28 protein-coding genes and 1 pseudogene are annotated in these 25,702 nt (G+C 72.6%); 11 read left to right on the forward strand and 18 right to left on the reverse strand.

Features of this window, described 5'->3' with window-relative positions; genetic code table 11:
• Nucleotides 1-99: 99 nt before the first annotated feature.
• Nucleotides 100-354 (forward strand): hypothetical protein, encoded by a 255-nt coding sequence (locus ACE101_RS31105; RefSeq protein ID WP_379138327.1) that lies wholly within the window; start codon nt 100-102, stop codon nt 352-354.
• Between the two features lie 19 nt (nt 355-373).
• Here ACE101_RS31105 and ACE101_RS31110 read toward each other — a convergent pair whose 3' ends face one another.
• The 12 genes and pseudogenes from ACE101_RS31110 to ACE101_RS31165 form a co-directional block, all read right to left on the reverse strand.
• Nucleotides 374-1,687 (reverse strand): multidrug effflux MFS transporter, encoded by a 1,314-nt coding sequence (locus tag ACE101_RS31110; protein ID WP_379138329.1) that lies wholly within the window; start codon nt 1,685-1,687, stop codon nt 374-376.
• Between the two features lie 126 nt (nt 1,688-1,813).
• Complete coding sequence (locus tag ACE101_RS31115) at nt 1,814-2,833, reverse strand: 5-oxoprolinase subunit C family protein (protein ID WP_379138331.1); 1,020 nt, start codon at nt 2,831-2,833, stop codon at nt 1,814-1,816.
• Nucleotides 2,830-3,564, reverse strand: a complete 735-nt coding sequence (locus ACE101_RS31120; protein WP_379138334.1) for a 5-oxoprolinase subunit B family protein — start codon at nt 3,562-3,564, stop codon at nt 2,830-2,832. Before ACE101_RS31120 ends, ACE101_RS31115 begins: the two co-directional genes overlap by 4 nt.
• Nucleotides 3,561-4,328, reverse strand: a complete 768-nt coding sequence (locus tag ACE101_RS31125; protein ID WP_379138337.1) for a LamB/YcsF family protein — start codon at nt 4,326-4,328, stop codon at nt 3,561-3,563. The genes ACE101_RS31120 and ACE101_RS31125 overlap by 4 nt, the downstream gene beginning before the upstream one ends.
• Before the next feature lie 169 nt (nt 4,329-4,497).
• Nucleotides 4,498-5,202 (reverse strand): ABC transporter ATP-binding protein, encoded by a 705-nt coding sequence (locus tag ACE101_RS31130; RefSeq protein ID WP_379139062.1) that lies wholly within the window; start codon nt 5,200-5,202, stop codon nt 4,498-4,500.
• A complete protein-coding gene (locus tag ACE101_RS31135; protein WP_379138339.1) occupies nt 5,195-5,947 on the reverse strand; it encodes an ABC transporter ATP-binding protein in 753 nt (250 codons plus the stop codon). Before ACE101_RS31135 ends, ACE101_RS31130 begins: the two co-directional genes overlap by 8 nt.
• Nucleotides 5,944-6,978 carry a branched-chain amino acid ABC transporter permease gene (locus ACE101_RS31140; RefSeq protein ID WP_379138341.1) on the reverse strand — a complete coding sequence of 345 codons (1,035 nt, stop codon included), beginning with the start codon at nt 6,976-6,978 and terminating at the stop codon, nt 5,944-5,946. The genes ACE101_RS31135 and ACE101_RS31140 overlap by 4 nt, the downstream gene beginning before the upstream one ends.
• Nucleotides 6,978-7,856: a branched-chain amino acid ABC transporter permease gene (locus tag ACE101_RS31145; RefSeq protein ID WP_379138344.1), complete on the reverse strand. Its 879-nt coding sequence runs from the start codon at nt 7,854-7,856 to the stop codon at nt 6,978-6,980. The genes ACE101_RS31140 and ACE101_RS31145 overlap by 1 nt, the downstream gene beginning before the upstream one ends.
• Before the next feature lie 84 nt (nt 7,857-7,940).
• Nucleotides 7,941-9,191, reverse strand: coding sequence for an ABC transporter substrate-binding protein (locus ACE101_RS31150; protein WP_379138346.1), 1,251 nt, complete (start codon nt 9,189-9,191; stop codon nt 7,941-7,943).
• A 28-nt stretch (nt 9,192-9,219) separates the two neighbouring features.
• On the reverse strand, nt 9,220-10,035 hold the full coding sequence (locus ACE101_RS31155) for a putative hydro-lyase (RefSeq protein ID WP_379139065.1): 816 nt from the start codon (nt 10,033-10,035) through the stop codon (nt 9,220-9,222).
• Between the two features lie 79 nt (nt 10,036-10,114).
• Nucleotides 10,115-11,008 (reverse strand): LysR family transcriptional regulator, encoded by an 894-nt coding sequence (locus tag ACE101_RS31160; protein ID WP_379138348.1) that lies wholly within the window; start codon nt 11,006-11,008, stop codon nt 10,115-10,117.
• Between the two features lie 92 nt (nt 11,009-11,100).
• Nucleotides 11,101-11,535: pseudogene (locus ACE101_RS31165) on the reverse strand (Lrp/AsnC family transcriptional regulator); the annotation flags it as partial.
• A 141-nt stretch (nt 11,536-11,676) separates the two neighbouring features.
• On the opposite strand from ACE101_RS31165, the gene ACE101_RS31170 reads away from it, so the two are divergent.
• The 6 genes from ACE101_RS31170 (at nt 11,677) to ureG (ending at nt 16,728) form a co-directional block, all read left to right on the forward strand.
• Nucleotides 11,677-12,942, forward strand: coding sequence for a D-amino acid dehydrogenase (locus ACE101_RS31170; RefSeq protein WP_379138351.1), 1,266 nt, complete (start codon nt 11,677-11,679; stop codon nt 12,940-12,942).
• Nucleotides 12,943-13,034: 92 nt separating this feature from the next.
• Nucleotides 13,035-13,544: an urease accessory protein UreE gene (locus ACE101_RS31175; protein ID WP_379138354.1), complete on the forward strand. Its 510-nt coding sequence runs from the start codon at nt 13,035-13,037 to the stop codon at nt 13,542-13,544.
• Nucleotides 13,537-14,226 (forward strand): urease accessory protein UreF, encoded by a 690-nt coding sequence (locus ACE101_RS31180; protein WP_379138357.1) that lies wholly within the window; start codon nt 13,537-13,539, stop codon nt 14,224-14,226. Before ACE101_RS31175 ends, ACE101_RS31180 begins: the two co-directional genes overlap by 8 nt.
• 210 nt (nt 14,227-14,436) lie before the next feature.
• Entirely contained in the window at nt 14,437-15,657 is a 1,221-nt protein-coding gene (zigA, locus tag ACE101_RS31185) for a zinc metallochaperone GTPase ZigA (RefSeq protein WP_379138360.1), read from the forward strand.
• A 2-nt stretch (nt 15,658-15,659) separates the two neighbouring features.
• Nucleotides 15,660-15,962, forward strand: a complete 303-nt coding sequence (locus ACE101_RS31190; RefSeq protein ID WP_379138362.1) for a hypothetical protein — start codon at nt 15,660-15,662, stop codon at nt 15,960-15,962.
• A 136-nt stretch (nt 15,963-16,098) separates the two neighbouring features.
• On the forward strand, nt 16,099-16,728 hold the full coding sequence (gene ureG, locus ACE101_RS31195; RefSeq protein ID WP_379138365.1) for an urease accessory protein UreG: 630 nt from the start codon (nt 16,099-16,101) through the stop codon (nt 16,726-16,728).
• A gap of 106 nt (nt 16,729-16,834) precedes the next feature.
• Here the strand turns inward: ureG and ACE101_RS31200 are convergent, their stop codons facing one another.
• From ACE101_RS31200 to meaB, 3 genes are all read right to left on the reverse strand, one after another.
• The gene (locus ACE101_RS31200) at nt 16,835-17,590 is read right to left on the reverse strand and encodes a TIGR04290 family methyltransferase (protein ID WP_379138368.1); all 756 of its coding nucleotides are present in this window, start codon (nt 17,588-17,590) and stop codon (nt 16,835-16,837) included.
• Complete coding sequence (locus ACE101_RS31205) at nt 17,587-18,186, reverse strand: histidine phosphatase family protein (protein ID WP_379138370.1); 600 nt, start codon at nt 18,184-18,186, stop codon at nt 17,587-17,589. The genes ACE101_RS31200 and ACE101_RS31205 overlap by 4 nt, the downstream gene beginning before the upstream one ends.
• A 110-nt stretch (nt 18,187-18,296) precedes the next feature.
• Entirely contained in the window at nt 18,297-19,277 is a 981-nt protein-coding gene (gene meaB / locus ACE101_RS31210) for a methylmalonyl Co-A mutase-associated GTPase MeaB (protein WP_379138372.1), read from the reverse strand.
• Nucleotides 19,278-19,565: 288 nt separating this feature from the next.
• Between meaB and ACE101_RS31215 the strand changes: the two genes are divergently transcribed.
• Nucleotides 19,566-20,591, forward strand: a complete 1,026-nt coding sequence (locus tag ACE101_RS31215; RefSeq protein WP_379139067.1) for an alpha/beta hydrolase — start codon at nt 19,566-19,568, stop codon at nt 20,589-20,591.
• A 44-nt stretch (nt 20,592-20,635) separates the two neighbouring features.
• Here ACE101_RS31215 and ACE101_RS31220 read toward each other — a convergent pair whose 3' ends face one another.
• The 3 genes from ACE101_RS31220 to ACE101_RS31230 form a co-directional block, all read right to left on the reverse strand.
• A complete protein-coding gene (locus ACE101_RS31220; RefSeq protein WP_379138375.1) occupies nt 20,636-21,109 on the reverse strand; it encodes a hypothetical protein in 474 nt (157 codons plus the stop codon).
• Nucleotides 21,110-21,168: 59 nt separating this feature from the next.
• A complete protein-coding gene (locus ACE101_RS31225) occupies nt 21,169-22,785 on the reverse strand; it encodes an acyl-CoA dehydrogenase family protein (protein WP_379138377.1) in 1,617 nt (538 codons plus the stop codon).
• Nucleotides 22,786-22,860: 75 nt separating this feature from the next.
• Nucleotides 22,861-23,136 (reverse strand): hypothetical protein, encoded by a 276-nt coding sequence (locus tag ACE101_RS31230; protein WP_379138380.1) that lies wholly within the window; start codon nt 23,134-23,136, stop codon nt 22,861-22,863.
• 146 nt (nt 23,137-23,282) lie between these two features.
• Between ACE101_RS31230 and ACE101_RS31235 the strand changes: the two genes are divergently transcribed.
• Genes ACE101_RS31235 through ACE101_RS31245 form a run of 3 tightly spaced genes read left to right on the forward strand, consistent with a single transcriptional unit; the run spans nt 23,283 to nt 25,662 of the window.
• Nucleotides 23,283-24,212, forward strand: coding sequence for a class I SAM-dependent methyltransferase (locus ACE101_RS31235; protein WP_379138382.1), 930 nt, complete (start codon nt 23,283-23,285; stop codon nt 24,210-24,212).
• Nucleotides 24,209-24,958: a pseudouridine synthase gene (locus ACE101_RS31240; RefSeq protein ID WP_379138385.1), complete on the forward strand. Its 750-nt coding sequence runs from the start codon at nt 24,209-24,211 to the stop codon at nt 24,956-24,958. Before ACE101_RS31235 ends, ACE101_RS31240 begins: the two co-directional genes overlap by 4 nt.
• Entirely contained in the window at nt 24,955-25,662 is a 708-nt protein-coding gene (locus ACE101_RS31245; RefSeq protein ID WP_379138388.1) for an alpha/beta fold hydrolase, read from the forward strand. The genes ACE101_RS31240 and ACE101_RS31245 overlap by 4 nt, the downstream gene beginning before the upstream one ends.
• Nucleotides 25,663-25,702 lie beyond the last annotated feature (40 nt).

The following is a 25,702-nucleotide window of genomic DNA, read 5'->3' on the forward strand; positions in this document are numbered from 1 at the left end:
CTCAAGGCGCGGTTAATGCCCCGGTGCGCCCGCCTCCGGCATCCACACCTCCGCCTTTACCGGCCGTTCACGCACCGGCCCCATACTGACCCAAGGTCAGTGAAGGATACCAACCGGGCAAGGGTCATGTCGTCTTTCACCTTCATGAAGAAAACGGGAGCGATCCAGCTCGGTCCCGAGCATCAGGTAACGGTGGAGCTGGAATCCCTCACCGGATCTGGGGCCATCATCCTGATCGATGCGCCCTTCTCGTTGCCGGAGACGTTCGACATGACGATCCGGCACCAGCGGAAGGCGTGCCGGGTGATGTGGCGCATGCCGAACCAGGTCGGCGTCCGCTTCGACGAGGCGTGAGCGGCCGCGCGGCCCGCCCTCAGCGCTCGCGCGCGGGATCGCCCCCCATCGCCGGATGGGTCACCACGCCGGAGCCGAACAGGCGGCCGCGCTCCGTCCAGACCACGACCGCGAGGGCGCCCCCGCTGAGCAGGCAATAGCCGATGCCGAGCGGGATCACGGTGCCGTCGAAGGACTGGCCGACCAGCAGGCCGCAGAAGGCCGCGAGCAGCGTCGTGTAGAAGCCGATGAAGGACGAGGCCGTGCCGGCGATCGCCGCGAGCGGCTCCATGGCGATGGCGTTGAAGTTCGGCATCGCGAAGCTCAGGAGGAACTGGCAGGCCGCGAGCGTGACGACGAGGAGGACGAGCGGGGGACGCCCCGCGAAGGCGAGCATCAGCCCGAGCTGGACGAAGGCCATCACGCAGAGGCCGACGAGCCCGCCATGCGACATCCGCCGCATGCCGAAGCGGCGCACCAGCCGGGCATTGATCAGGGTCGCCACCCCCATCGCTCCGGCGATCAGCCCGAAGGCCACCGGGAAGAGGCGGCCGAGCTGGTAGATGCCGGTGTCGAAGATCGCCTGCGCCGAGCCGACATAGGCCATGATGCAGCCGGTCAGCAGCCCGAGCGCCGTGGCGTAGCCGAGGGAGGCCCGCGTCGCCGCCACGGTGGCGATGCCCCCCGCCACGGCCCGCACGTTCATCGGGCGCCGGTAGGCCGGGTGCAGCGTCTCGGGCATGCGCCACGAGAACCAGACCAGCGCCACCACCGCGAGGAGCAGCATCGCCCCGAAGATCAGCCGCCAGTGCCCGACGGCGAGGATCAGGCCGCCCATGGCGGGCGCCAGGATCGGCACGATCAGGAACACCATCATGCAGAAGGACATCACACGGGCCATGTCGCGGCCCTCGAAGCGGTCGCGCACGATGGCCACCGCGAGGATGCGCCCGGCCGCGCCGCCGATGCCCTGCACCGCCCGGGCGAGGAGGAGCAACTCGAAGCTCGGGGCCATCATGGCGAGCACGCTGCCCGCGAGGTAGATCGCCGTGCCCCCGATCAGTGCCGGCCGGCGGCCGACCGCGTCGGACAGGGGCCCGTAGACGATCTGCGCCAGCCCGAAGCCCAGCATATAGACGTAGACGAGGAGTTGCGGCCGGTTCGGGTCGGCGAGGGCGAAGTCGTGGCTGATCGCCGGGAAGGCCGGCAGGAAGCTGTCGATCGTGACGGCGGTGAGGCCCATCACGAACGCCGTGAGGGCCACGAACTCGACGAAGCCCGGCCCCGCCCAGGGCCTGGGCGCGAGGATCTGCGCCCGAGGGGATGTCGTCCGTGTATCGGCCTCGCGCGTCATGCTGCTCCTCGCCGCCAGCCGGGACCGGGCCGGCGGCCGGACCAGTGCCGGAGGGGCCGCGCCGCCGCAAGGCGGCAGCGCACATGCCTCCCCTGCGGCCGCACGCCGGGGCCGCATCCCGGCGTCTCACCCCACCGCGTCGACCACCCCACCGATGAGATTGCGGCCGAGCAGGAATTCCGACGGGAAGTCCCGGCGGATCAGCGGCTCCAGGGCGATCGGCGGCGCCAGCGCCTCGGCCTCGGCGCGCCGCGCCGCCACCGCCTGCGCGACCGAGACCGCCGCGAAGCGCAGGCGGGTGCCGGCCTGCGCCTGGGCGAGCCGGCCGAGATCGGGACCGATCACCGTGGCGATCTTCGGGTAGCCGCCCGTCGATTGGCGGTCGCCCATCAGGATGATCGGCCTCCCCTCCCCCGGCACCTGGATCGCGCCCATGGCGATGCCGTCCGAGACGATGTTGTAGCCGCGCGCGTGGGTCAGCGGCGTCCCGTCGAGGAAGCAGGCCATGCGGTCGCCCCGGGGCGTCACCGTCCAGGGCCCCGCCAGGAAGGCGGCGATCTGGTCCTCGGCGAAGTAGTCGTCCTGGGGCCCCAGCACCACCCGGATCACCTCCGGCGGCCGGTCGAGCCAGGGCGCCGCGAGGGCGTGGACCTCGTCGGGCCCGGGCCGGGCGCCGCGGATCGGGAGCAGGTCGCCCGCCTGCAGGGCGCGGCCGTCGAGGCCGCCGATTCCGGAGCGGGTGTGGGTCGCGGTCGAGCCGAGCACCGGCTCCACGGCGATGAGGCCGGCCACCGCGAGGTAGCACCACGCCCCCGCCTTGCCGGCCCGCACCGCCAGGGTCGATCCGGGCTTGAGCGTCAGCGCGGCGGCGGCCGGCACCGGCTCGCCGTCGAGGCCGATGCGGAAGGCCCCGCCCGCGAGCGCCACCCCGACCGGGCCGCCCTCCGCGGTCAGTTCGATCCCGGCGAGGGAGATCTCGATCGCGGTGGCGCCGAGCGGGGCGCCGAGGGCGCGGTTGGCGGTGGCGTGGGCGAGCGGGTCCATCGGCCCGGCCGCCGTGAAACCGTAGCGCAGGTAGCCGTGCCGGCCGGCATCCTGCAGGGTCGCGCCGGGCCCGGCCGCGGTGATGCGCAGACCCGTGCTCATGCGGCCTCCCGGCGCCCGACGCTCTCGCCCGCCGCCGCCCGGGCGTCGAGTGCCGCGAAGGTCGCGGCATCGACCGGCTCGAAGCGCAACGTGTCGCCCACCGCGACCGGGAAGGGGTTCTCCCGCGCCGGGGCGTAGAGCCGCTCGGGCGTGCGGCCGATCACGTACCAGCCGGTCGGCATCGGCATGTTGGCGACGCCCGCGAGCCCGCCGGCGATCATCACGGCATTCGCCGGATGGGGCGGGCGCGGCGTCGCCCGGCGCGAGATCCCGAGTTCCTCCGGCAGGCCGCCGAGATAGGCGAAGCCCGGCGCGAAGCCGTACATGTAGACCCGGTACTCGGCCCCGGCATGAAGGCGCGCCACGTCCTCGGGGCTGCGCCCGAGCGCCTCCGCGACGGCCCCGAGATCCTCGGCGCAGACCGGGTCGTAGCAGCAGGGCAGGACCCAGCGGGCGCCCGCGTGCCGGTTCGCACCGGGCCCGGCCGCGTCGAGGCCCGCGACCGTGCGGCGGACCCGGTCCGCGAGGGCCTCCCGGTCGAGGATCAGGGGATCGTAGTGGATCATCAGCGAGCGGTAGGTCGGCACCGTCTCGCGCAGGCCCTCGGGCGGGTCGCCGCGCAGCGCGTCGTCGAGGGCGAGCACCCGGTCGCTGATCGCCGGGTCGACCCGGTCGCCGTACTCGACGACCAGGGCCGCCTCGCCGGCATCGAGAAGGCGCGGCGCGCTCATGCGGTGGGCCGGAACGGGGCGAGGGTGAGGCCGGCCGCTTCGAGCCGCGTGCGCACCGCGCGGGCGGTGGCGATGGCGTTCGGGGAATCGCCGTGCACGCAGATGGAGCGGATCGGCGTCGGCAGGCGCTTGCCGCTCGCCGCGATGATCGCGCCCTCCTGCACCATGGCGAGGACGCGGTCGGCCGCCTCCTGCGCATCCTCGATCAGGGCGCCGGGCCGGCCGCGCGGGATGAGCTGGCCCTCCTCGGTGTAGCCGCGATCGGCGAAGATCTCCTGGTGGATGTCGAGGCCGAGCGCCTCGCCGGCCCGCACCTGCGCGGTCAGGGCGATGGCGAGCAGCGACAGGCCCGGATCGACCGCCTTGACGGCCCGGGCGATGGCGGTGGCGAACTCCTCGTGGGCGGCGGCGTGGTTGGCGAGCGCCCCGTGGGTCTTCACGTAGGTGAGGCGGTGGCCCGCATAGGCCGCGAGGGCCTGGGCGGCGCCGATCTGGTAGGCGACGATGCGCTCGATCTCGGCGGGCGTGTAGGGCAGGACCCGCCGCCCGAAGCCCCAGAGATCCGGGAAGCCCGGATGCGCCCCCACGGCGACGCCGCGCTCGCGGGCGAGCTCGAAGGTGCGCGCCATGATCTGCGGATCGCCCGCATGCATGCCGCAGGCGACGTTGGCCGAGGTGACGATGGAGAGCATCGCCGCGTCGTCCCCGCAGCGATAGTCGCCGTAGCCTTCGCCGAGATCGGAATTGAGGTCGATGGTGGACATGGTGTCTCCCGGTCTTCTCTCGAGACGGACCGCCTTCGAGCGAATCATGGTCGGCGCGGGGATCCCCTCTCCCGTGCGGGAGAGGGGATCCCCGCGCTTCATGGATCGAGGCCGGCGGCCTCGGCGGCGGTCGCCGGCCGCAAGCCTCTCGCGAACTCGCGCCCCCGCATCAGATCCCCAGATAGGCCCGCCGCACCTCCGGATCGTCGCGCAGGGTCGCGGCCGGTCCCGAGAGCATCAGGCGGCCGGTCTGGAGCACGTAGGCGCGGTCGGCGATCGAGAGCGATTCCGCGAGCCGCTGCTCCACGAGGAGGATCGTCACCCCGGTGGCGCGGATCGTCTCGATGGCGGAGAAGATCTCGTCCACGAGCTTGGGCATGATCCCCTGCGAGGGCTCGTCCAGCATCAGGAGGCGCGGGCGGGTCATCAGGGCGCGGCCGATCGCCAGCATCTGCTGCTCGCCGCCCGAGAGGGTGCCGGCCCGCTGCGGCAGGCGCTCCTTGAGGCGGGGGAACAGCGAGAAGATCTGCTCCAGCGGCCCGTCCGCGTCGGGCTGCCCCCGGTAGAGGTAGCGGCCGAGCCGCAGGTTGTCGGACACCGAGAGGCGCGGGAACAGGCGCTTGTTCTCCGGCACGTAGGCGATGCCCCGGGCCGTGATCAGGTGGCCCGGCAGGCCGTCGATGCGCGCGCCGTCGAACAGCACCTCGCCCGCGCGCGGGCGCTCCATTCCGGCGATCGACTTCAGCAGGGTCGATTTGCCGGCGCCGTTGGCGCCCGCGACGACCACGATCTCGCCCTTGGCCACCTCGATCGAGACGTCCTGAATGGCGAGCAGGCCCTGATAGGCCGTCGAGAGCGAGCGGACCTCAAGCAGCACGGTGACGCTCCCCCAGATAGGCGGTGATGACGGCCTCGTCGCGCACGACCGCCTGGGGCGATCCCTCCGCCAGGACCTTGCCGAGATGCAGCACCACCGCCCGGTCGACCAGCGGCATCACCACCTCCATGACGTGCTCGACCATGATCACGGTGACGCCGCGCTCGGCGACCCGCCGGATCAGTTCGACCCCGGCCTTGGCCTCGCTGGGGGTCAGCCCGGTCAGCACCTCGTCGAGGAGGAGCAGGCGCGGCTCGGTGGCGAGCGCCCGCGCCACCTCCAGCCGCCGCTTCTCGGGCGGCGTGAGTTCGCCCGCCACCGCCTCGGCGCGATGGGCGAGGCCCACCATGTCGAGGGTGGCGAGCGCCGCCGCCCGGGCCTGGGCGGCCCGGGCATGGCGGACGAAGCCGCCGACCACCACGTTCTCGACCACGTTCATCGAGTCGAAGGAGCGCGGCACCTGGAAGGTGCGGGCGATGCCTGCCCGGCAGCGCTCGGGCGCCGGGAGCCCGGTGATGTCCCGGCCCTCGAACAGGATGCGCCCGCTCGTCGGCTTGTAGGCGCCCGAGATCAGGTTGAAGAGCGTCGACTTGCCGGCGCCGTTCGGGCCGATCAGGCCGAGGATCTCGCCCCGCCGCACGTCGAGGCAGACGTCGGAATTGGCCACCAGCCCGCCGAAGCGCAGGGTCGCGTGGTCGACGCGCAGGATCGGCGCGTCCGGGGGGGTCGGATCGGCGCTCACGGCGTGACCTCCTGGTTGCGGGCGGTGCGGGTGCGGCGGAAGAGGCTGAGCACGCCCTCGGGCCGGGCCAGCGCCACCGCCATGACGAGGATGCCGTAGAGGATCAGGTCGAGGCCCGAGCCGCTGCCGCCGAGATAGGAGCGGCTGATCTCGGTGAGCGGGATCAGGATCGCAGCGCCGACCAGCGCCCCCCACAGGGTGCCGATGCCGCCGAGCACCGCCGGCAGGGCGAAGAGCAGCGAGAAGCGGAAGCTCATCACGCTCTCGGGATCGATGTAGGAGACGAAGGCCGCGTAGAAGCCGCCGCCGATCGCCGTGAAGAAGGCCGAGACCGCCGCCGCCGCCATCTTGGAGCGGAACACCTCGACGCCCAGGCTCTCGGCCGCCTGCGCGTCGTCCTTCACCGCACGCCACCAGTAGCCCCAGCGGGATTCCTGGATCAGGTAGGTGACGAACCACGTCACCGCGAAGAGCCCGAGGACGAAGTGGAAGTACGGGACCTTGTCGCGGGCGAATTGCAGGGTCCACCACGAATCCGGGTTGAAGGGCCACTGGATGCCGAGCGCGCCGCCGACGAAGTCCCAGTTGTGGACCAGCAGCAGGCCGATCTCCGCGATCACGATGGTGGCGATCGAGAAGTAGTGGCCGGCGAGCCGGAAGCAGGGATAGCCGAGGATGAGCGCCACCAGCGCCGAGGCGATGCCGCCCGCCAGCATCCCGCCCCAGGGCAGCACGCCGTAATTCACGAACAGCACGGTGGTGAAGTAGGCGCCGATGCCGAAATAGAGGGCGTGGCCGAGGGAGACCTGGCCGCAATAGCCCCCCAGGATGTTCCAGCTCTGCGAGAGGGCCGCGTACATCACCGTGAGGATGAGCACGTTCTGCAGGTAGACGTCGCGCACGAGGTAGGGCAGGCCGGCCATGGCCGCGAAGACGACGAGGCCGGTGAGCAGGGTGCGGCGGCGCTTGGCGGCGTGGCTCGTCATGGCCGGCGCGGGCACCGAGGCGGCGGGGAGCGTGGTCGATGTCATCAGAGCCTCCCGAACAGGCCCTGCGGGCGCACGAACACGACCGCGAGGTAGAGGGCGTAGACACCCACCGACTTGAGGGCCGGGGGCAGGATCACAGCCGTGAAGGCCTCGACGAGGCCGACGATGATGCCCGCGACGAGGGCCCCCGCGACGCTGCCGAAGCCGCCGAGCGCCACCGTGACGTAGGCGATGAGGGCGAAGCTCGCCCCGACCTGCGGGTGGATGTAGTAGAAGATCGCCAGCACCGTCCCGGCGAGGCCGACGAGGGCCGCGCCGAGCCCCCAGCCGAGCGCGAAGACCCGGTTGCGGTCGATGCCGACCAGGGCGACGGCGCCCTGGTCCTCGCGGGTGGCCTCCAGCGCCCGCCCGAAATCGGTCCGGCTCATCAGCAGATGCAGGCCGCCGAAGGCGGCGAGCGAGACCGCCGCGCCGAAGATCTGCGGCCAGGGCAGGAAGACGCCGCCGAGATCGAGGGTGCGCCCGCCGAGCCACGTGTTCTGCACGTTGCGGTAATCGGGGGTGAAGAGGTACTGCGCGGCGCCCTGGAGCAGGATCGCGAGGCCGAAGGTCGCGAAGATCTGCACCATGCCCTGGTTGGCCTTGGCCCGCATGGCGAACCGCACCACCCCCAGATAGGCGGTGGCGCCCAGCGCGAAGAGCAGGGCCGCCACGAGCGGCATCAGCACCACCGGGTCGAGATGCGTCGCCACGACCAGGAAGAAGGTCGCGTACATGGCGATCATCAGGAACTCGCCGTGGGCGAAGTTCACCACGTCCATCAGGCCGAAGATCAGCGAGAGGCCGACCGCGATCAGGGCATAGATCAGGCCCATCAAAAGGCCGCTCGCCAGCACCTGGGCCAGCGCTTGCGTCGTCATCGGGGGACCTCCCGGGAGTGAGGGGGGAAGCGGAGCGGCCCGGGCCCTCTCCCGCGGGAGGGCGCCCGGGCCGTCACCCGCCGGTCAGGCTTTCATCGGCCACAGCGCGGGGGCGACCGCCGCCGATTCGGGAAAGACCGTGACGAACGTCTCGCCCACCCACTGGAGCAGGACCGGATCGGCGTCGGTGTTCTGGCCGTCCGGCCCGAAGGCGACGCGCTTCCAGGGCATGATCGTCTGCGCGCCGGGAATGTCGGTGGCGGCGAGCGCGGTCCGGATCTTCTGCCCGTCGGCCGAGCCGGCGCGGTTCACCGCCTCGGCGAGCACGATGAGCCCCATGAGCTGGCGGGAGGTGTTGTCGTTGAGGTCGCGGCCGGCGCGCGCCTTGTAGAGGGCGTTCACGGCCCCCACCGAGGGCCGCTTGGCCGCGAGGTCGAGGGAGAAGCTGCCGCGCGTGATCAGGCCCTGGAGCTTGTCGCCGACCGTGTCGTAGGTGACCTTCTCGGAGAAGCCCGCCGCCTGGGCGATGATGCTCTTCGGCTTGTAGCCGAGTTCGGCCATGGTCTTGGTGAGCAGGATCGCGTCGGTGGTGTAGGTCGTCGGCAGCAACACGTCCGCGTTGGCGGTCTTGAGCTGCTGAACCTCGGCGGTGAGCGAGGGCGAATTGCTCTTGTACTTGATGTCGGCGGCGATCTTGTAGCCGCGCTCGGCGGCGAGCTTGCGCTGCACCGTGGCGGAATCGACGCCGTAGATCGTGTCCTCGAAGAACAGGGCGACCGTCTCGATCGTCTGCCCCTTGCCGCGCTGGGCATCGAGGAAATCGAACATCGCGGCCGAGAACATCTCGTCGTGGGCGGCCGGGCGGAAGAAGAACTTCAGCCCCTTGCGGTGCAGGCTCGGCGAGGAGGAATCCGCGCACAGGAAGGGCACGCCGTAGCGCTCGGCCGTGGCGCTGACGGTGGCGGAGACCGCCGAGTGATAGCAGCCGAGCAGGGCCGAGACCTTGGACTGGGTGATCAGGCGCTCGGCCTCGGCGCGGCCCTTCTGCGGGTCGCCCTGGTGATCGGCGAAGACGAGCCGGATCTTGGCCCCGCCGAGGCCGGGCAGGCCGGCGCCCTTGGCGAGCGGCAGGTCGAGATCGTGGCTCGCGTTGATGACGTCGAGGGCCGTCTCGATGGCGTGACGGGCATCGACCCCGACCTGCGCGCTCGCCCCCGACATGGCGTAGAGGACGCCCACGACGACCTCGTCCGCGGCGCGGGCGGGCGACAGGCCCAGGCCGGAGAGGGCGAGGGCGCCCGCGCCCCCGGCGAGAAGGTCCCGACGACGGATCATGGCAAGGTCTCCAGGGTTGCGGGGCAGGTCAGATCACCGCGAATTCGGTGTTGCGGCGGTCGGTGATGAGCATGGCGCCCGGCGCGTGGGTGATCGCGAAGGCGGGCTTCGAGGCGGCGATCACCGATTGCGGGGTGACGCCGCAGGCCCAGAAGACCGGAATCTCGTCCGCGCCGATGCGGACCGGATCGCCGTAATCGGGCTTGGCGAGGTCGTGGATGCCGATCGCCTCGGGCAGGCCGAGATGGACCGGGGCCCCGTGCACGGCGGGAAAGCGCGAGGTGATCTGCACCGCGCGGATCGCGTCGGCGGGCTTGAGCGGGCGCATCGACACCACCATCGGGCCGCCGAAGGGACCGGCCGGCCGGCAGGGGATGGTGGTGCGGTACATCGGCACCCGCACGCCCATCTCGACGTGGCGCAGCGGCAGGCCGTCCTCGACCATGGCGGCCTCGAAGGAGAAGGAGCAGCCAATCACGAAGGCCACGAGGTCGTCGGTCCAGAGATCGGCGACGTCGCGGCGTTCCTCCACCAGCTCGCCGTTCCGCCAGACGCGGTAGCCCGGGATGTCGGTGGCGATGTCGAGATCCTCCCCGAGTTCGGGGATCCGCCGCTCGCCGGGCGCCGAGACCCCGATGATCGGGCAGGGCTTCGGGTTGCGCTGCGCGAAGAGGAGGAAGTCGGTGGCGAGGTCCCTGGGCAGCACCGCGAGGTTGGCCTGCACGTGACCGGGGGCGAGGCCCGCGGTGCTGCCGGTGATCTCGCCGCGACGGCAGGCGAGCCGCGCCTCGTGCGCGGTCAGGAGGGAGCGGTCGGGTCGGGAGGTCTGCATCGGCGCGTCCATTGCCCAGGAATGAGGCATGGTCATCTTATGTGCGCTTAAGCGCCAATCGTGATTTCTCATCAGGATCGATAAGCTGACCTTATTGCAAACCCGTGCCCCCGGCCACCGCGCAGGCGAGGCGGGCGGCGGGGGCGGCGAGCCCGCAATCGGGCGTGTTGGCGTAGGCGGCCGAGAAGGCGATGTCCGGCAGGAGGACCTCCGTCGGGAGGACGCGCAGCTCCCCGCTCTCGATCTCGCGGGAGACGACCTCCGGCGGGATCACGCAGACGCCGATCCCCTCGACCGTCATGCGCACGATCGTGGACAGGGAGGCGTTGCTGTAGAGCCGCGGCGGCGGCAGGTTCGAGCGCGCGAGCAGGTCGTGGAGCTGGACGTAGGGGTTGGTGTTCTTCGGGTAGGTGATGATGGGATGGCGCACGAGGTCGGCGAGCGTCACCTCGCCGGGCCCGAGATCGAGCCGCGGCGAGGCGATCCAGGCCACCGAGTAGCTGCACAGGGGCAGGTTCACGAGGCTCGGGATGGTGATCGGCCCGACCAGGAAGGCGAGGTCGAGGTCGCGGGACAGGAGCGCCTCGCGCATGTTGGGCGAGATATCGACCGACAGGTCGACGGTGACGCCCGGATAGGTCTGGCTCATCGCCTCGATGAAGCGCATCAGCCAGGTGTGCACGATGGTCTCGGAGACCCCGAGCCGCAGCACGCCCTTCATGGTGTCGGAACTGGCGATCGCGCTCATCATCTCGGTGCGCAGGCGCAGGAAGCGCTCGGCATAGACGAGGAGCTCCCGCCCCTTGGCGGTGAGGCAGACCGAACGGGCGCGGCGCTCGAACAGCTTGAGGCCGAACGTCTCCTCCAGGGCGGCGATCCGTTGGGACACCGCCGGCTGCGTCGTGTTCAGCCGCTCTGCCGCCCGGCGGAAGCTGCACAGCGTCGCCGTCCAGTAGAAGACTTCGAGGCTCCTGAGATCCACCATACTCCGTCCCGGCATCGCCCGTCGCGGATCCTGCAGCAAGGTCCGTACCGGACGCCAGGGGTGGCGTGCCTGCTTTCAGAGTCTTCCCGGCCCACCACCGTGCGGATGGCGAAGCTCGACTGGATGCGGGCGACCCCGGGCAGGCGCGAGAGCACCTCCTTGTGCAGGCGCTCGTAATCGCCCGCATCCTTCACCTCGATGCGCATCAGGTAATCGGACAGGCCGGTCATCAGGTAGCAATCGCGCACCTCGGGGCAGCGGCGCACCGCCGCCTCGAAGCGGTTGAGGAATTCCTCGGTCTGCCGGTCGAGGGTGATCTGGGTCAGCACCACGAGCGGCGCGGCCCCGTCCGGCTCGTCGATGAGGGCGGCGTAGCCGCGGATGACGCCGCCGCGCTCCAGGAGCCGCAGCCGCCGCAGGGTGGCGGAGGGGGAGAGACCCACCGCCGCGGCGAGGTCCGCATTGCTGATGCGCCCGTCGTGGCGCAGCACCCGCAGGATGCGCGCGTCGATCTCGTCCCGCACCATGGCAGATCCTTTCATCCGGCGCTCGAAGGTTGCGTTCGGCGCCCTTGTATCGCAGATCCTGCGCCAGACAGGCGAGATATTCGACGATCCTTGCGCGAGACTCCGGGCCTCGGACTTTTTCGGATCGATGGGGCGGTTGCGATGCGCGTTCTCGTGCTGGGCGGCGGCGTGGTGGGTGTGACCTCGGCCTATTATCTCGCCCGGGCCGGGCACGACGTGACGGTGATCGACCGCCAGCCCGGCGCCGGGCTGGAGACGAGCTTCGCCAATGCGGGGCAGGTCTCGCCGGGCTACTCCGCCCCCTGGGCGGCCCCCGGCATCCCCGTGAAGGCGATGAAGTGGCTGCTGATGCGCCACCGGCCCCTGGTGCTGTGGCCGCGCCTGGAGCCGCGCCTCTACGGCTGGCTCGCGCAGATGCTCGCCAACTGCACCGAGGACGCCTACCGGCGCAACAAGGGCCGCATGGTCCGCCTCGCCGAGTTCAGCCGCGACGCTCTGCGGGAGCTGCGCGCGGAGACGGGCATCACCTACGACCATCGCGAGAAGGGCACCCTCCAGCTCTTCCGCACGCAGAAGCAGCTCGACCACGTCTCCGAGGACACCGATGTCCTCGACGAGTACGGCGTCGGCTACGAGGTGCTGGATCCGGCCGGCTGCATCGCCGCCGAGCCGGCTCTGGCGCGGGTGAAGGGCCTGTTCGTCGGCGGCCTGCGGCTCCCGGGCGACGAGACCGGCGACGCGCATCTCTTCACGCAGCGGCTCGCCGCCCTCTGCGCGCGGCGCGGCGTGAACTTCCGCTACGGCGTCGCCATCGCGGGGCTGCGCCACGAGGGCGGGCGGATCACCGGCGTCGAGACCGGCACGGGCGAGGTGCTCACCGCCGACAGCTACGTGGCGGCCATGGGCAGCTACACGCCGGCCCTGCTGCGTCCGCTGGGCGTCGCGGTGCCGGTCTATCCGGTGAAGGGCTACTCGCTGACGCTGCCGGTCACCGACGAGAGCGCCGCTCCCGTCTCGACCGTGATGGACGAGACCTTCAAGGTGGCGATCACCCGCCTCGGCGACCGCATCCGGGTCGGCGGCACGGCGGAACTCGCGGGTTTCAGCCAGACCCTGCGCGGCCCGCGGCGCGCCACGCTGGAGCGCTCGCTCCTCGACCTGTTCCCGGCCGGCGGCGACGCCGCCCAGGCGCAGTTCTGGACCGGCCTGCGGCCGATGACGCCGGACGGCACGCCGGTGGTCGGCCCGACCGCCTACGCCAACCTCTACACCAATACCGGCCACGGCACCCTCGGCTGGACCATGGCCTGCGGCTCCGGCCGCCTGCTCGCCGATCTGATGACCGGCCGCGCTCCCGAGATCGCGCACGAGGATCTCTCGGGCGAGCGCTACCGCAAGGCGGCCTGAGGCGCGGCGCCCGGAACTCGGCTATAGGAGGCGGGACCCTGCCGTCGCCCCCCGAGGGGCGGCCGGCGAGCCGTGCCACAGGACCCGAGCCCGTGCCCCACCCCGCTCCCCTCCCCCGCGCCACCCGCGTGGTGCGCCGGGACGACCTCGCTTCCGGCGAGATCGTCGACCGCATCGTCCTCGATCACGGCGACCGGCACCGGCGCCGCATCAGCCTGCGGGGCCTCGGCGGGCTCGCCTTCCTGCTCGACCTCCCCGAGCCGACGGTGCTGGAGGATGGCGACGCCCTGCGCCTGGAGGACGGGCGCCTCGTCTGGATCGAGGCCGCGCCGGAGCGCCTTCTCGAAATCCGGGCGCCCGATGCCCGCGCCCTCAAGCGCCTGATCTGGCACATCGGCAACCGGCACATCCCGGCCGAGATCGGCGACGACGCCGTCTTCATCGCCGAGGATCACGTGCTCGCCGCGATGGTCGAGGGGCTCGGCGGCACCGCGACGCCGATCCTCCGCCCCTTCCGTCCCGAGGGCGGCGCCTATGCGGGCGGTCATTCCCACGGGCACGGCCACCACCATCACGATCACGCCCATCACGACCATGGCTGAGGGCGCGGCCCGCGACGCGCTGCTGCTGCTGTCCTGGCTCTCTCCGGGCTATCCGGTGGGGGCCTACGCCTACTCGCACGGGCTCGAATGGGCGGCGGAGGCCGGCGACGTGCGCGACGAGACGAGCCTGCGGGACTGGCTCGCCGACGTGCTGGCGCACGGGGCCGCGCGCAACGACGCGATCCTGGCCGCGCATGCCCACGACGCCGGATCGCGCGGCGATGCCGACGCCGCGGAGGCACTGAACGACCTCGCGCTGGCCCTCGCCCCCTCGCGGGAGCTGCACCTGGAGACCAGCCAGCAGGGCCGCTCCTTCCTCGACGCCACCCGCGCGGCCTGGCCCGCCCCCGGGCTCGCGGCCGTCGCCGAGCGCCTCGCGGGGCCGGTCGCCTATCCGGTCGCGGTCGGGGTCGCGGCCGGGGCGCACGGGATCGCGCGCCCGACGCTCCTCACCGGCTATCTCACGGCCTTCCTGCAGAACCTCGTCTCAGCGGCCCTGCGCCTCGCGCCGGTCGGCCAGAGCGCGGGCACGCGGGTCGTGGCGGCCCTGAGCCCCGCCGTGGCGGCGGTCGCGGCGGAGGCGGGGGCCGCGCCCCTCGACGCCATCGGCGCCGCCACCGTGCGGCTCGACCTCGGCAGCTTCCGCCACGAGACGCAGTACAGCCGCATCTTCCGCTCCTGACGGAGAACCGCGGGGCGATCCAGCAACCGCCTCCCCCTTTCCCGCACGACCGGAGCGAAGCGGAAGGAGATCCGGGACAGGGTGGGGGTACAGGCCGCGGTGTGGGCCCTCGCAGTCGCGCCGGACAGCGAACGCCGCATCCCCGATTGACAAGCTCCCCCGAGTGCCGCTTCATGATCGGCATATGTAACACTATAACGTTGCTGAGCCATGATCCAGCCTGCCGCGTCCCGCCTCCCCGTCACGGTGCTCTCCGGGTTCCTCGGAGCGGGGAAGACCACGCTCCTCAATCACGTGCTGAACAACCGGCAGGGCCGGCGCGTCGCCGTGATCGTCAACGACATGAGCGAGGTGAACATCGACGCCGATCTCGTGCGCGGCGGCGCCGATCTCTCGCGGACCGACGAGAAGCTCGTCGAGATGACGAACGGCTGCATCTGCTGCACGTTGCGCGACGACCTGCTTCAGGAGGTGCGCCGGCTCGCCCGCGAGGGCCGCTTCGACTACCTGCTGATCGAGAGCACCGGCATCGCGGAGCCGCTGCCGGTCGCCAGCACCTTCTCGTTCCGCGACGAGGCGGGGGAGAGCCTGTCCGACGTGGCCCGGCTCGACACGATGGTGACCGTGGTCGATGCGATGAACCTGCTGCGCGACTACGGCTCGAACGACTTCCTGCGAGACCGCGGCGAGACCGCCGGCGAGGCGGATACGCGCACCCTGGTCGATCTTCTGGTCGAGCAGATCGAGTTCGCCGACGTGGTGGTGGTCAACAAGGCCGACGACGTCGATGCGGCGCAGCTCGCCCAGGTGCTGGCGGTGGTGCGGGGCCTCAACGCCGATGCCTGCATCGTCACCGCCAGCCACGGCCGGGTGCCGCTCGGCTCGGTCCTCAACACCGGCCTGTTCAGCGAGGAGAAGGCCGAGCGCCACCCCCTCTGGTACAAGGAACTCTCCGCGCCGGAGGACCACGCACCGGAGACCGCGGAATACGGCATCGGCTCCTTCGTCTACCGGGCGCGCCGGCCGTTCGACCCGGGGGCGTTCGCCGCCTTCATCGGCCGCACCTGGCCGGGCCTGATCCGCGCCAAGGGGCATTTCTGGCTCGCGACCCGGCCGGACTGGGTGGGCGAGTTCTCGCTGGCCGGCGCCATCGCCCGCACGGGCGGCATGGGCTACTGGTGGGCGGCGGTGCCGCGCCGGCATTGGCCGGACCATCCGGATTGGCGCCGGCTCCTCGACCGGCACTGGAGCCCGGTCTGGGGCGACCGGCGCCAGGAACTCGTCTTCATCGGCCTGGATCTCGACGAGGCGGCGATCCGCGCCGCCCTCGACGCCTGCCTCGTCGGCCCGGCCACGGCCACCCGCTTCGAGCCGCAGCTCTTCCGCCACCTGCCGGATCCGTTCCCGGCCTGGACGGCCTCGGCCGCCTGACGATGGGCTTCGTCTCCCTCAAGGCATGGCGCGCCCGGGCGGCGGCGAATGCGGCGCGCATCGCCGCCCTCAAGGAGCAGCTCGGCCCCGCCCTCGGGCTCGGACCCGAGGATGCCCTGACCGTGAGCGAGATCGCCTGCGCGGATCCGGGCTGCCCGGACGTCGAGACCGTGGTCCTGGTGATGCGGGCGGGCGAGCGCAGCCGGGCGATCCGCATCCCCCGCCCGCTCCACGCGGTGGAGGATGCGGATCTCGTTGCGGTCTGCGCGGAGGAGAGCCTGCGTCGCGGCGCCCGGCAGCCCTGAGCGGGCGAAGTGCGGGCAGGCCCGCGCACCGCGGCGAGGCGTTGCCGCGGGCGCGCACCGGTGTCAGGGTCGGTCCGGGCGCCCGCGGGCGTCCGCAATCCGCTCATCGGAACGGTCTCGCGCAGCAGCAGGCAGCATGACGACATCTGGACACGGCCCCCTCGGACATGGACCTTTGCGGGTCGGCATCGGCGGCCCGGTCGGGTCGGGCAAGACGGCCCTGATGGAGGGGCTCTGCAAGGCGTTGCGCGCCCGCTACGACCTCTGCGCTATCACCAACGACATCTACACCAAGGAGGATGCCCGGCTCCTCGCCGTGGCCGGGGCGCTGCCCGAGGAGCGGATCATGGGCGTCGAGACCGGCGGCTGCCCGCACACCGCCATCCGGGAGGACGCCTCGATCAACCTCGCGGCCGTGGCCGAGATGCGCCGCCGCTTCCCCACGCTCGACCTGATCCTGATCGAATCCGGCGGCGACAACCTCGCGGCGACGTTCTCCCCCGAACTCGCCGACCTGACCCTCTACGTGATCGACGTGGCGGGGGGCGAGAAGATCCCGCGCAAGGGCGGCCCGGGCATCACCCGCTCCGATCTGCTCGTCATCAACAAGACCGATCTCGCGCCCCTGGTCGGCGCCGACCTTGGGGTGATGGAGGCGGACACCAAGCGCATGCGCGGGGCCCGCCCCTACGTCTTCACCAGCCTGCGCCAGGGCGACGGCGTGGACGCGGTCGCCCGCTTCGTGGTCGAGGCGGGCGGCCTGTAAGCGCCTCCGCGGACTGGCAGGGGCAAGCCAACGCCTCGTCCGCTGCAGTCCTTGGCGTGTTGCAGGTTTTCGCCGCAAAGCCGGCGGCCATTGTTGCGAAGCCTGCTCAGCCGGCCGGCCTTGCCGGGTAGACCGGCGCCGCGAGGGGCGGCGCCTCTCCCCGGCGGCAGACATAGACCTCCTCCTCCGGATGGCTCTCGATGACGAAGCCGGAGGCGCGCAGCATCGCCTCGGTGCAGGCGCGGTTGGGCGTCCACCAGTTGGTCGGGTCGCCCGCGTAGGACTGCTCGATGAAGTGGAGCTTCGGGTAGTCCGGCGCGTCGAAGTGGTCCATCTCGAAGAAGTCGTAGTCCGGCCGGATCTCCGCAACGGTCTTGGCGCCGCGCTGCATCGACTGGAAGACCAGCATGTCCGCCGCCGCGTGGGCGTGGATCAGGTCGAGGGCGAGGAGCGGGTGGCGTAGATGGTAGAGCACGCCCATGAACAGGACGATGTCGAAGCGCTCAGCCAGCGCCGCCACGTCGTAGACCGAGCCCTGCCGGAACTCGATCTCGGCGCCGAGCGCCGCCGCCGCGAAGCGTCCCTGCGCGAGGTAGTCCGGATCCTCGTCGAGGCCGACGACGCGGGCGGCGCCCCGGCGCTTCATCTCGATGGCGTAGAAGCCGGCATTGCAGCCGATGTCGAGGACGCTCCGGCCGCTGAGGTCGGCCGGGATCGCGTGGGCGAAGCCGCGCCACTTCACGCTGGGATAGTCGCCGAGGAAGTGGTCGGGCGCCGTGAACACGCCGGGCGCGATCTCGATGTTGTGGAACCAGGGCCCCAGCGCCTCGGCCTGGGCGCGCAGCACGTCGCTCCGGCTCATGCGGCCACCCGCTCGTTGATGCCCTCGACCTTGGCGCCCCAATCGCCGAGCACCACCGCGCTGATCGAGGCCGGGCTGACCTCGAAGCGGCCCATCGCATCCGGCGCGAGGCCGAGCGCGAAGGCGAGCACGAGCTTGATGACGTCGGCGTGGCTCACGAGGACGAGGCGCGCCTCCCCGTGGGCGCGGCGCAGATCCTCCAGCGCGCGGATCACGCGGGCCTGGGCCTCCAGGATGGTCTCGCCCCCGGGCGGGCGGGTGACGTGCCGGGCATTGTTCCAGCCGGCCCAGCGCGGATCGTCGTGCAGCGCCTCGAAGCTCTGCCCGGACCACTCGCCGAAATCGATCTCGTTGAGCCCCGGCAGAATCTGCGCGGTCAGGCCGGCGGCGGCGGCGATCGGCCCGGCCGTTTCCTGCGCCCGCTCCAGCGGGCTCGCATAGACCGCCGCGACGCCCTCGCCCGCGAGCCGGCGCGCCAGGGCCCGCGCCTGGGCCTGCCCTTCCTCGCCCAGATGGATGCCCGGCATGCGCCCGCACAGGGTGCGGCCGAGATGGCCGTGGGCGGCATGCCGCACGAGGAAGAACGTGGTGGTCATGCGGCGCAGGTCTCCCAAACGGCCCGGCGATACTCCCGGTGAGTGCCTGACCAGATAGGCGCGCCGGGCGGCGCGGCCATGGGGAGCCGGAGCGCCCCGTGCGAGGCCGCTCAGAGCCCGATCAGCGCGGCGATCAGGTCGGCGCCGGCCGCGGCCGAGCGCTCGCCGGCCGCCACGGCCTTCTCGGCCTCGGCCGTCCGCGCCCGCACCTCGGCGGTGCCGACGAGGCGCTGGTGGAGGCGCTCGTGGACCATCGCCCACATCCACTTCACGTCCTGCGCCCGGCGCCGGGCCGCGAGTTCGCCCGAGGCCGTGAGCTTGCTCCGGTGATCGAGAATCGCCGTCCAGAGAGCGTCCAGTCCCTGGTTGGCCAGCCCGGAGATCGTCACGACCGGCGGCGTCCAGGTGGCGCTCGCGGGCGTGAGGATGTGCAGGGCCGCCCGGTACTCCGCCGCCGCCGCCTTGGCGCGCCGCATCCCCTCCTCGCCGTCGGCCTTGTTGACCGCGATCATGTCGGCGAGTTCGAGGATGCCCTTCTTGATGCCCTGGAGCTCGTCGCCGGCCCCCGGCAGCATCAGCACCAGGAAGAAATCCGTGAGATCGGCCACCGCCGTCTCCGACTGGCCGACGCCGACCGTCTCGACCAGGATCACGTCGAAGCCCGCCGCCTCGCAGAGCAGCATGGTCTCCCGGGTCTTGGCCGCGACGCCGCCGAGGGTGCCGGAGGAGGGGGAGGGCCGGATATAGGCGTTCGGATCGACCGCGAGGCGCGCCATCCGGGTCTTGTCGCCGAGGATCGAGCCGCCGGTGCGGGTCGAACTCGGATCGACCGCCAGCACCGCCACCTTGTGGCCCTGCGCCGTGAGGTTGGCGCCGAGCGCGTCGATGGTGGTGGACTTGCCCACCCCCGGCACGCCGGTGATGCCGACCCGCACCGCCTTGCCGGTATGCGGCAGCGCCGCATCGAGGAGGTCGCGCGCGGCGGCGCGGTGGTCCGCCCGCTTCGATTCGGCGAGGGTGATGGCCCGGGCGAGCGCGGCCCGGTTGCCCTGGAGGAGCTGGTCGAGATCGGGAACGGACACGCGGGTCATGCGGCCTTTCTGCCGGCTCCCCGCCGTGGCGTCGAGGCCGGCCTTTGGCCGATCCACCGGCAGAGCCGTGGCGCCGCGGCAACGCCTCAGCCGGTTTCGCAACAACGGTCGCCGCTTTTGCGGCAAAAACCTGAGACCCATCAAGGACCTCAGCGGCCTTGCGTTGGTACGCCAACGCGAGGCCGCTGAGGGGTCCATGCCCCGCCTGCCCTGCGGTGGTCACGATCACCCCGCATCAGGCGGGCGTCAGCGCGGCCGCGGAGATCCTGTCAGGTGCCCCATTCCCCGATGATGCCCGAACGCCCCACCCGCCGCGGGCTGCTGCGGCTCGGCACCGCCGCGCTCGCCGCCCCCGCGCTCGGCGGCTGCCTGGGCGAGGGCTTGGTGACCGGAGCGGCCGTGGGCCCGGAGAAGCAATCGGCTCTCGACGTCAGCCCGGTCCTCCTCGTGGCGACGACCCGGCGGCCCGCCCGCGACCCCAAGAGCGCCCCCTACTTCACCGACGAGCGCGGGCGGGGCCTGAGCTTCGCGGAGCTGCGCCTCGACGTTCCCGACCGCTCGCTGATCGGCAAGGTGTCGTCGGTGGTCACCGGCGACTGGACCATCCGCAGCGTGTCGCGGGTCGATACCGGCTCGGGCGCCGCGGGCGCCTTCGCGGAGGCGACGCTCGGCCGCGACGTCCTGCTCTACGTGCACGGCTACCGGGAATCCTTCGAGAGCGCGTCGGTCAGCGCCGCGCGCCTCTCGGCCGGCATCCGGTTCCGCGGGGTCTCGGGCCTGTTCACGTGGCCCTCCGCCGGCTCGACCTTCGATTACGGCTACGACCGCGAGAGCGCCCTGTGGTCCCGCGACGCCCTGGAGGACCTGCTACGGGCGCTCGCCGGCCCCTCGGGAGGCGGGCGCATTCACATCGTGGCCCATTCCATGGGCACGCTCCTGACGCTGGAGACGCTGCGCATGCTGCGCGCCGACGCCGGCGAGGGCGCGATGGGCAGGCTCGGCGCCGTGGTGCTGGCCGCCCCCGACATCGACATCGACCTCTTCACCAAGGGGATCGAGCGGCTGGGGCCGGACGCCACCAAGATCACCGTGATCTCCTCGACCAAGGACCGGGCGCTGGAACTGTCGAGCACCATCGCGGGCGGCGTGCTGCGGGCCGGCGCCGCCGATCGCGACCGCCTCGAAGCCCTCGGCGTGCGGGTGGCCGATGCCTCCGATTACGGCAGCGGCATCATCAACCACGACCTGTTCCTGTCGAACGTCGAGGTCCAGCAGGTGGTCAAGCGCGCGGTGGCGCGCGCCGCGGGGGGGTGATCGGGGCGCGGCCTGTCACGGCGGCGTCACCGCCGCACCCCGCGTCAGGGCTTCGGCGCGCTCGCCTTCGTCACGAAAACCCCCTCGAAGCGGCCGCGCTGGGTATCGGCGGTGCACGCCACCGTCGAGGTGCCGGCCTCGGAGGGCGGGAAGCGGCAGGAACCCACCGTCATCAGCGTGTCGCGCGTCACGGCGCCGTCCGGCCCCTTGCTGGTGAGGATCAGCACGCTCACCGGTTGCGAGGCGTCGACGCCGAACTCCTCCTGACGCTCCTGCTGGGCGCCGGTGCCGCTGAAGCTCACCACCGTGCCGTCGCTGGAGCGGAATTCGAACGTGGTGCGCCGGCCCTGCACGCCGTTCACGAGTTCGTTGGCGCAGGTGGCACTGGCATCGCGTCCGCCGATCACCAGCTTCTCGCAGGTTCCGGTGAGGAGGTTGCTCGCGGGCGATTGGCCCCGCGCCTGCACGATGCAGGCGAGGCCGAGGAGCGACAGGATCATCATCAGGCGGGGCAGCATGCGGCCGATCTAGGCGCTCGCCCGGCGCTGTCGAGGGGCACCTTCGGGGGAAGCGCCGATCAGGGGAGCGCGCGCTCCAGAAGCAGCCCGGCCGCCGGCCCCAGATCCGCAGCGCCGTGGAACCCGTGCTCGCGGGCGAGCCGCGTCGCCGCATAGGCCTCGGCGATGGCCGGCGGGGCGGAGCCTGCCAGGGCCGCCGCGGCGGCGAGCGCCGCGAGCCGTCCGGTGGCGAAGCGCGCCCGCGCCTCGGCATCCGGGGCCGAGAGCGCCTCCGCCACCGCCCGCGCCGCCTCGCGGGCGCCCGGCAGGCCGTCCGCCTCCGCCGCGAGACCGGCGAGCACCGCCCGCGCCTCCTCGGGCGCGCGGGCGGCGGCGCGCAGCACGTCGAGGGCCATGACGTTGCCCGAGCCCTCCCAGATCGCGTTGACCGGCGCCTCCCGGTAGAGGCGCGGGAGCGGGCTCTCCTCCACGTAGCCGTTGCCGCCCAGGCACTCCATGGCCTCGGAGACCAGGGCCGGGGCGGCCTTGCAGACCGCGTACTTCACGGCCGGGGTGAGGAGACGCACGCGCCCCCCCTCCCCCCGGTCGAGGCTCGCGGCGAGCCGCATCGCCACGGCGGTCTGGCCCTCGACGGAGAGGGCGAGATCCGCCAGCACCATGCGCATGGCGGGCTGGTCGACGAGGCGGCGCTGGAAGACGCTGCGGTGCCGCGCGTGGTGGAGCGCCAGCACGAGGGCCATGCGCGCGAGGCCCGCGGAGGCCACCGCGCAGTCGAGGCGGGTGAGCTGGACCATGGCCAGGATGGTGCGGATCCCGCGTCCCTCCGCGCCGATGCGCCAGCCGAAGGCGCGCTCGAACTCGACCTCCGAGGAGGCGTTCGAGCGGTTGCCGAGCTTGTCCTTGAGCCGCTGGAGCCGGAGGGCGTTCACGCTCCCGTCCGGCCGGTGGCGGGGCACGAGGAAGCAGGCGAGTCCCTCCGGCGCCTGCGCCAGCACCAGGAAGGCGTCGCACATCGGCGCGGAGAAGAACCACTTGTGACCGGTGAGCGCATAGGTGTCGCCACCCGACGGCTCCGCCCGGGTGGCGTTGGCCCGGACGTCGGTGCCCCCCTGCTTCTCGGTCATCCCCATGCCGAGGGTCACGCCCGCCTTGTCGAACCAGGGGCGGAAGCGCGGATCGTAGACGCGCGCGGTGATGCGCGGCCACCACGCGGCGAGGTGGCCGGGCGCCGCCGCCAGGGCCGCCACGGCGGCGCTCGTCATCGTCATCGGGCAGAGATGGCCGCTCTCCACTCCCGCCACCGTGTAGAGGCGCGCCGCCCGCGCGACGTGTCCCCGTCCGGAGGGGAGCGGCGGCGCGGGCCCGTCCCAAACCGAGGCGTGCAGACCGTCGGCCACGCTCGCCGCCATCAGGGCGTGATAGGCGGGGTGGAACTCGACCACGTCCGCCCGGCGCCCGCTCGCGTCGTGCGTGCGCAGGCGGGGCGGGTTCTCGTTGGCGAGCCGGCCGGCTTCGAGCCGCTCCGCCGCTCCCCAGGCGGCCCCGAAGGCGAGGAGGGCGGGATCGTCCGGATCGGCCCCGTTGGCCCGCAGCGCCCCCCGCAGCACGGCATCCACCGCGACGAGGTTCACGTCCGCGAAGGGCGGAGTCTGGTTGAGGACGTCGTGCGTGGACATCGCGCCACCCCGGACCGGTCGCGTCATCCTGCGAGCGGGCGGCGGAGGACGCAACCCGCCGGGCGGGCGAAGCGATCAGGCGGGCGGATGCGGATCCGGCGATGCCGGGCGCACCAGCCACGTCACCGAGGCGAAGGCGCCGAGCCAGGAGCCGAGAGCCGCGAAGGCGACGTAGAGCGGATTCTCCGTGTAGTTGATCACCGCGAAGGCGGAGAGCAGGTACCAGACCGCGCTCCAGTTCGCGGCCGGGACCCGCCGCCGGGCGACCACCGCCGCGTTGAAGAACACGTAGGCCGCATCCGTCACCGCGGTCGCCGCGACGACGCCGAGGGCGATCAGGGGATCGATCATGGCTGAGCTGTCCGGGCCGGCGCGCCGAGCCGCGCCGGCGAAAAGCATACGCGGCCGCAGCGATCCGGGGCCACGGGCGAAGGCCATTGCCGCGGGCGCCCTGCGCGGCCTATCGGACAACCGGCCCTCTCCTGACGAATCGTGGCATGGACGCAAGCGAGACCCCGGACATCACCAGCGCCGTCTACGGCCTGCCCCCGCCCGAGCTGAGCGCGGTGCCGGAGGGCGCGCGCCAGCTCTCGCCCACCCATCCGGGCGCGGCGGCGCTGGAGGACGTGGCGCCCGGCTCCCTCGCCGAGATCGTGCTCCTCGCGCCGCCGGGCACGGCGGAGCGGCGGGCGGCACTCGCCCTGGGGTTGAGATCCCTGCGGGAGGGCGGCCGAATCACCGCGCTCGCCCCCAAGGATCGCGGCGGGGCGCGGCTCGGGCGCGAACTCACGGCCTTCGGCTGCGCGGTGGACGAGACGGCCAAGCGCCACCACCGCATCTGCCGGGCGGCGCGGCCGGCCGCCCCCGCCGGGCTCGACGCGGCCATCGCCGGGGGCGCGCCGCGCTTCGTGCCCGAGATCCAGCTGTGGTCGCAGCCGGGCATCTTCAGCTGGAACCGGATCGACCCGGGGACGGCCCTCCTCCTCGACCACCTGCCGCCGCTGGCCGGCCGGGGCGCCGATCTCGGCTGCGGCCTCGGCATCATCGCCCGGGCGGTGCTGGCCTCGGCCCAGGTCACGGCGCTGGCCCTCATCGACATCGACCGGCGGGCGATCGCGGCGGCGCGGCGCAACGTCGAGGATCCGCGGGCGAGCTTCGCCTGGGAGGATGCGCGCCGGCCCGAGGCCGTGCCGGGGCGTCTCGACTTCGTGGTGACGAACCCGCCTTTCCACCAGGATGGCGGCGAGGATCAGGGGCTCGGCCAGGCCTTCATCCGCCGCGCCGCGGAGGTCCTGCGCCCCGGCGGCACCTTCTGGATCACCGCCAACGCACATCTGCCCTACGAGGCGGTGCTGGCCGAGGCCTTCCGGCAGGTGACGCCGCGGGCCGCCGCCAACGGCTACAAGCTCTACGAGGCCCGCCGATGAGCCGTGCCCCGACCTCGCGCCTCGACAAGCTCCTGGCCAATCTCGGCTACGGCTCGCGCCGGGAGATCCAGGCCCTGGCGCGGGCCGGCGCCATCGTCCTCGACGGGGCGCCCCTCGCCGCGGCGGAGGCGCGCATTCCGGTGACGCGGGACCTGCCCGCGCGGCTCACCGTCGACGGCGCCCCCCTCGACCCGCCGCCCGGCCTCGCGCTGATGCTGCACAAGCCGACCGGCGTCACCTGCTCGCACAAGGAGGCCGGTCCGCTGGTCTACAGCCTGCTGCCGGAGCGCTGGCGGCGCCGGGACCCCCCGCTCTCGACGGTGGGGCGCCTCGACAAGGAGACGTCCGGGCTGCTGCTCCTCACCGATGACGGAGCGCTCCTGCACCGGATCATCTCGCCGAAGGCCAAGGTGTCGAAGCGCTACCGGGTGGAACTCGCCCGGCCGCTCGGCGGCGACGAGGGGACGGTCTTCGCGTCCGGCACGCTGATGCTGGAGGGTGAGGACAAACCGCTCCTGCCGGTGGAATTCGTCGCCGAGGGGCCGCAGCGCGCGAGCGTGACGCTGACCGAGGGCCGCTACCATCAGGTCCGCCGGATGTTCGCCGCCATGGGCAATCACGTGACGGCCCTGCACCGCGACCGGATCGGAGGGCTCGACCTGCCGGCGGACTTGGCGCCGGGCGCCTACCGGATCCTCGGCGAGGCGGAGCTGGCGCAGGTCTTCGGGGAGGCCGCGGCGCCATGACCTTCGCCAGTCCGGTGCCGCTGCTCTTCCTGCCCGGGCTGCTCAACGACGCCGTCCTGTGGCGCGCGCCGATCGACGCGCTCGCGGACGTGGCGGCGGCGGCGGTGGCCGACCTGACCCTCGACGACAGCATCGCCGCCATGGGGCAGCGCGCGCTGGCGGCCGCTCCGCCGCGCTTCGCGCTGGTGGGGCTGTCGATGGGCGGCTACGTCGCCTTCGAGATCCTGCGTCAGGCCCCGGAGCGGGTCGCGCGCCTCGCCCTGCTCGATACCAGCGCAGCCCCTGATCCGCCCGAGCGGGTGATCGCGCGGCGCCGCGGCATGGCCTCCCTGGCGGTCGGGCGCTTCGCCGGAGTCACCACGCGCCTGCTGCCGCAGCTCGTCCACGCCTCGCACGTGCATGGTCCTGTCGGCGAGGCGGTCAAGGCGATGGCCGAGCGGGTCGGCGGCGCAGCCTTCCTGCGCCAGCAGGAAGCCATCCTGACCCGGCCCGACAGCCGGCCGCTGCTGCCGCAGATCGCGGTGCCGACGCTGGTGGCGGTGGGCGCGGACGACGTGCTGACGCCGGTGGCCGATGCGCGGGAGATCCAAGCGGGCATTCCCGGCTCGCGCCTGCACGTGTTTCCCGCCTGCGGGCACCTCCCTCCCCTCGAACGGCCGGCGGAGACGAGCGCCCTGCTGCGCGACTGGCTGCTCGCCCCCTGAACGCGACGAAGCCCGCCAGGGTGACCTGACGGGCTTTGTT

Source organism: Methylobacterium carpenticola, from assembly GCF_042748905.1.
Classification (GTDB): Bacteria; Pseudomonadota; Alphaproteobacteria; order Rhizobiales; family Beijerinckiaceae; genus Methylobacterium; species Methylobacterium carpenticola.

Excerpts from the sequence above, each read along its gene's own strand:
- ACE101_RS31110 (WP_379138329.1), bottom strand. The coding sequence starts at position 1,687 with ATGACGCGCGAGGCCGATACACGGACGACATCCCCTCGGGCGCAGATC.
- ACE101_RS31115 (WP_379138331.1), bottom strand. The coding sequence starts at position 2,833 with ATGAGCACGGGTCTGCGCATCACCGCGGCCGGGCCCGGCGCGACCCTG.
- ACE101_RS31120 (WP_379138334.1), bottom strand. The coding sequence starts at position 3,564 with ATGAGCGCGCCGCGCCTTCTCGATGCCGGCGAGGCGGCCCTGGTCGTC.
- ACE101_RS31125 (WP_379138337.1), bottom strand. The coding sequence starts at position 4,328 with ATGTCCACCATCGACCTCAATTCCGATCTCGGCGAAGGCTACGGCGAC.
- ACE101_RS31140 (WP_379138341.1), bottom strand. The coding sequence starts at position 6,978 with ATGACATCGACCACGCTCCCCGCCGCCTCGGTGCCCGCGCCGGCCATG.
- ACE101_RS31145 (WP_379138344.1), bottom strand. The coding sequence starts at position 7,856 with ATGACGACGCAAGCGCTGGCCCAGGTGCTGGCGAGCGGCCTTTTGATG.
- ACE101_RS31150 (WP_379138346.1), bottom strand. The coding sequence starts at position 9,191 with ATGATCCGTCGTCGGGACCTTCTCGCCGGGGGCGCGGGCGCCCTCGCC.
- ACE101_RS31155 (WP_379139065.1), bottom strand. The coding sequence starts at position 10,035 with ATGGACGCGCCGATGCAGACCTCCCGACCCGACCGCTCCCTCCTGACC.
- ACE101_RS31160 (WP_379138348.1), bottom strand. The coding sequence starts at position 11,008 with ATGGTGGATCTCAGGAGCCTCGAAGTCTTCTACTGGACGGCGACGCTG.
- ACE101_RS31170 (WP_379138351.1), top strand. The coding sequence starts at position 11,677 with ATGCGCGTTCTCGTGCTGGGCGGCGGCGTGGTGGGTGTGACCTCGGCC.
- ACE101_RS31180 (WP_379138357.1), top strand. The coding sequence starts at position 13,537 with ATGGCTGAGGGCGCGGCCCGCGACGCGCTGCTGCTGCTGTCCTGGCTC.
- zigA (WP_379138360.1), top strand. The coding sequence starts at position 14,437 with ATGATCCAGCCTGCCGCGTCCCGCCTCCCCGTCACGGTGCTCTCCGGG.
- ACE101_RS31190 (WP_379138362.1), top strand. The coding sequence starts at position 15,660 with ATGGGCTTCGTCTCCCTCAAGGCATGGCGCGCCCGGGCGGCGGCGAAT.
- ureG (WP_379138365.1), top strand. The coding sequence starts at position 16,099 with ATGACGACATCTGGACACGGCCCCCTCGGACATGGACCTTTGCGGGTC.
- ACE101_RS31200 (WP_379138368.1), bottom strand. The coding sequence starts at position 17,590 with ATGAGCCGGAGCGACGTGCTGCGCGCCCAGGCCGAGGCGCTGGGGCCC.
- ACE101_RS31205 (WP_379138370.1), bottom strand. The coding sequence starts at position 18,186 with ATGACCACCACGTTCTTCCTCGTGCGGCATGCCGCCCACGGCCATCTC.
- meaB (WP_379138372.1), bottom strand. The coding sequence starts at position 19,277 with ATGACCCGCGTGTCCGTTCCCGATCTCGACCAGCTCCTCCAGGGCAAC.
- ACE101_RS31215 (WP_379139067.1), top strand. The coding sequence starts at position 19,566 with ATGATGCCCGAACGCCCCACCCGCCGCGGGCTGCTGCGGCTCGGCACC.
- ACE101_RS31220 (WP_379138375.1), bottom strand. The coding sequence starts at position 21,109 with ATGCTGCCCCGCCTGATGATGATCCTGTCGCTCCTCGGCCTCGCCTGC.
- ACE101_RS31225 (WP_379138377.1), bottom strand. The coding sequence starts at position 22,785 with ATGTCCACGCACGACGTCCTCAACCAGACTCCGCCCTTCGCGGACGTG.
- ACE101_RS31230 (WP_379138380.1), bottom strand. The coding sequence starts at position 23,136 with ATGATCGATCCCCTGATCGCCCTCGGCGTCGTCGCGGCGACCGCGGTG.
- ACE101_RS31235 (WP_379138382.1), top strand. The coding sequence starts at position 23,283 with ATGGACGCAAGCGAGACCCCGGACATCACCAGCGCCGTCTACGGCCTG.
- ACE101_RS31240 (WP_379138385.1), top strand. The coding sequence starts at position 24,209 with ATGAGCCGTGCCCCGACCTCGCGCCTCGACAAGCTCCTGGCCAATCTC.
- ACE101_RS31245 (WP_379138388.1), top strand. The coding sequence starts at position 24,955 with ATGACCTTCGCCAGTCCGGTGCCGCTGCTCTTCCTGCCCGGGCTGCTC.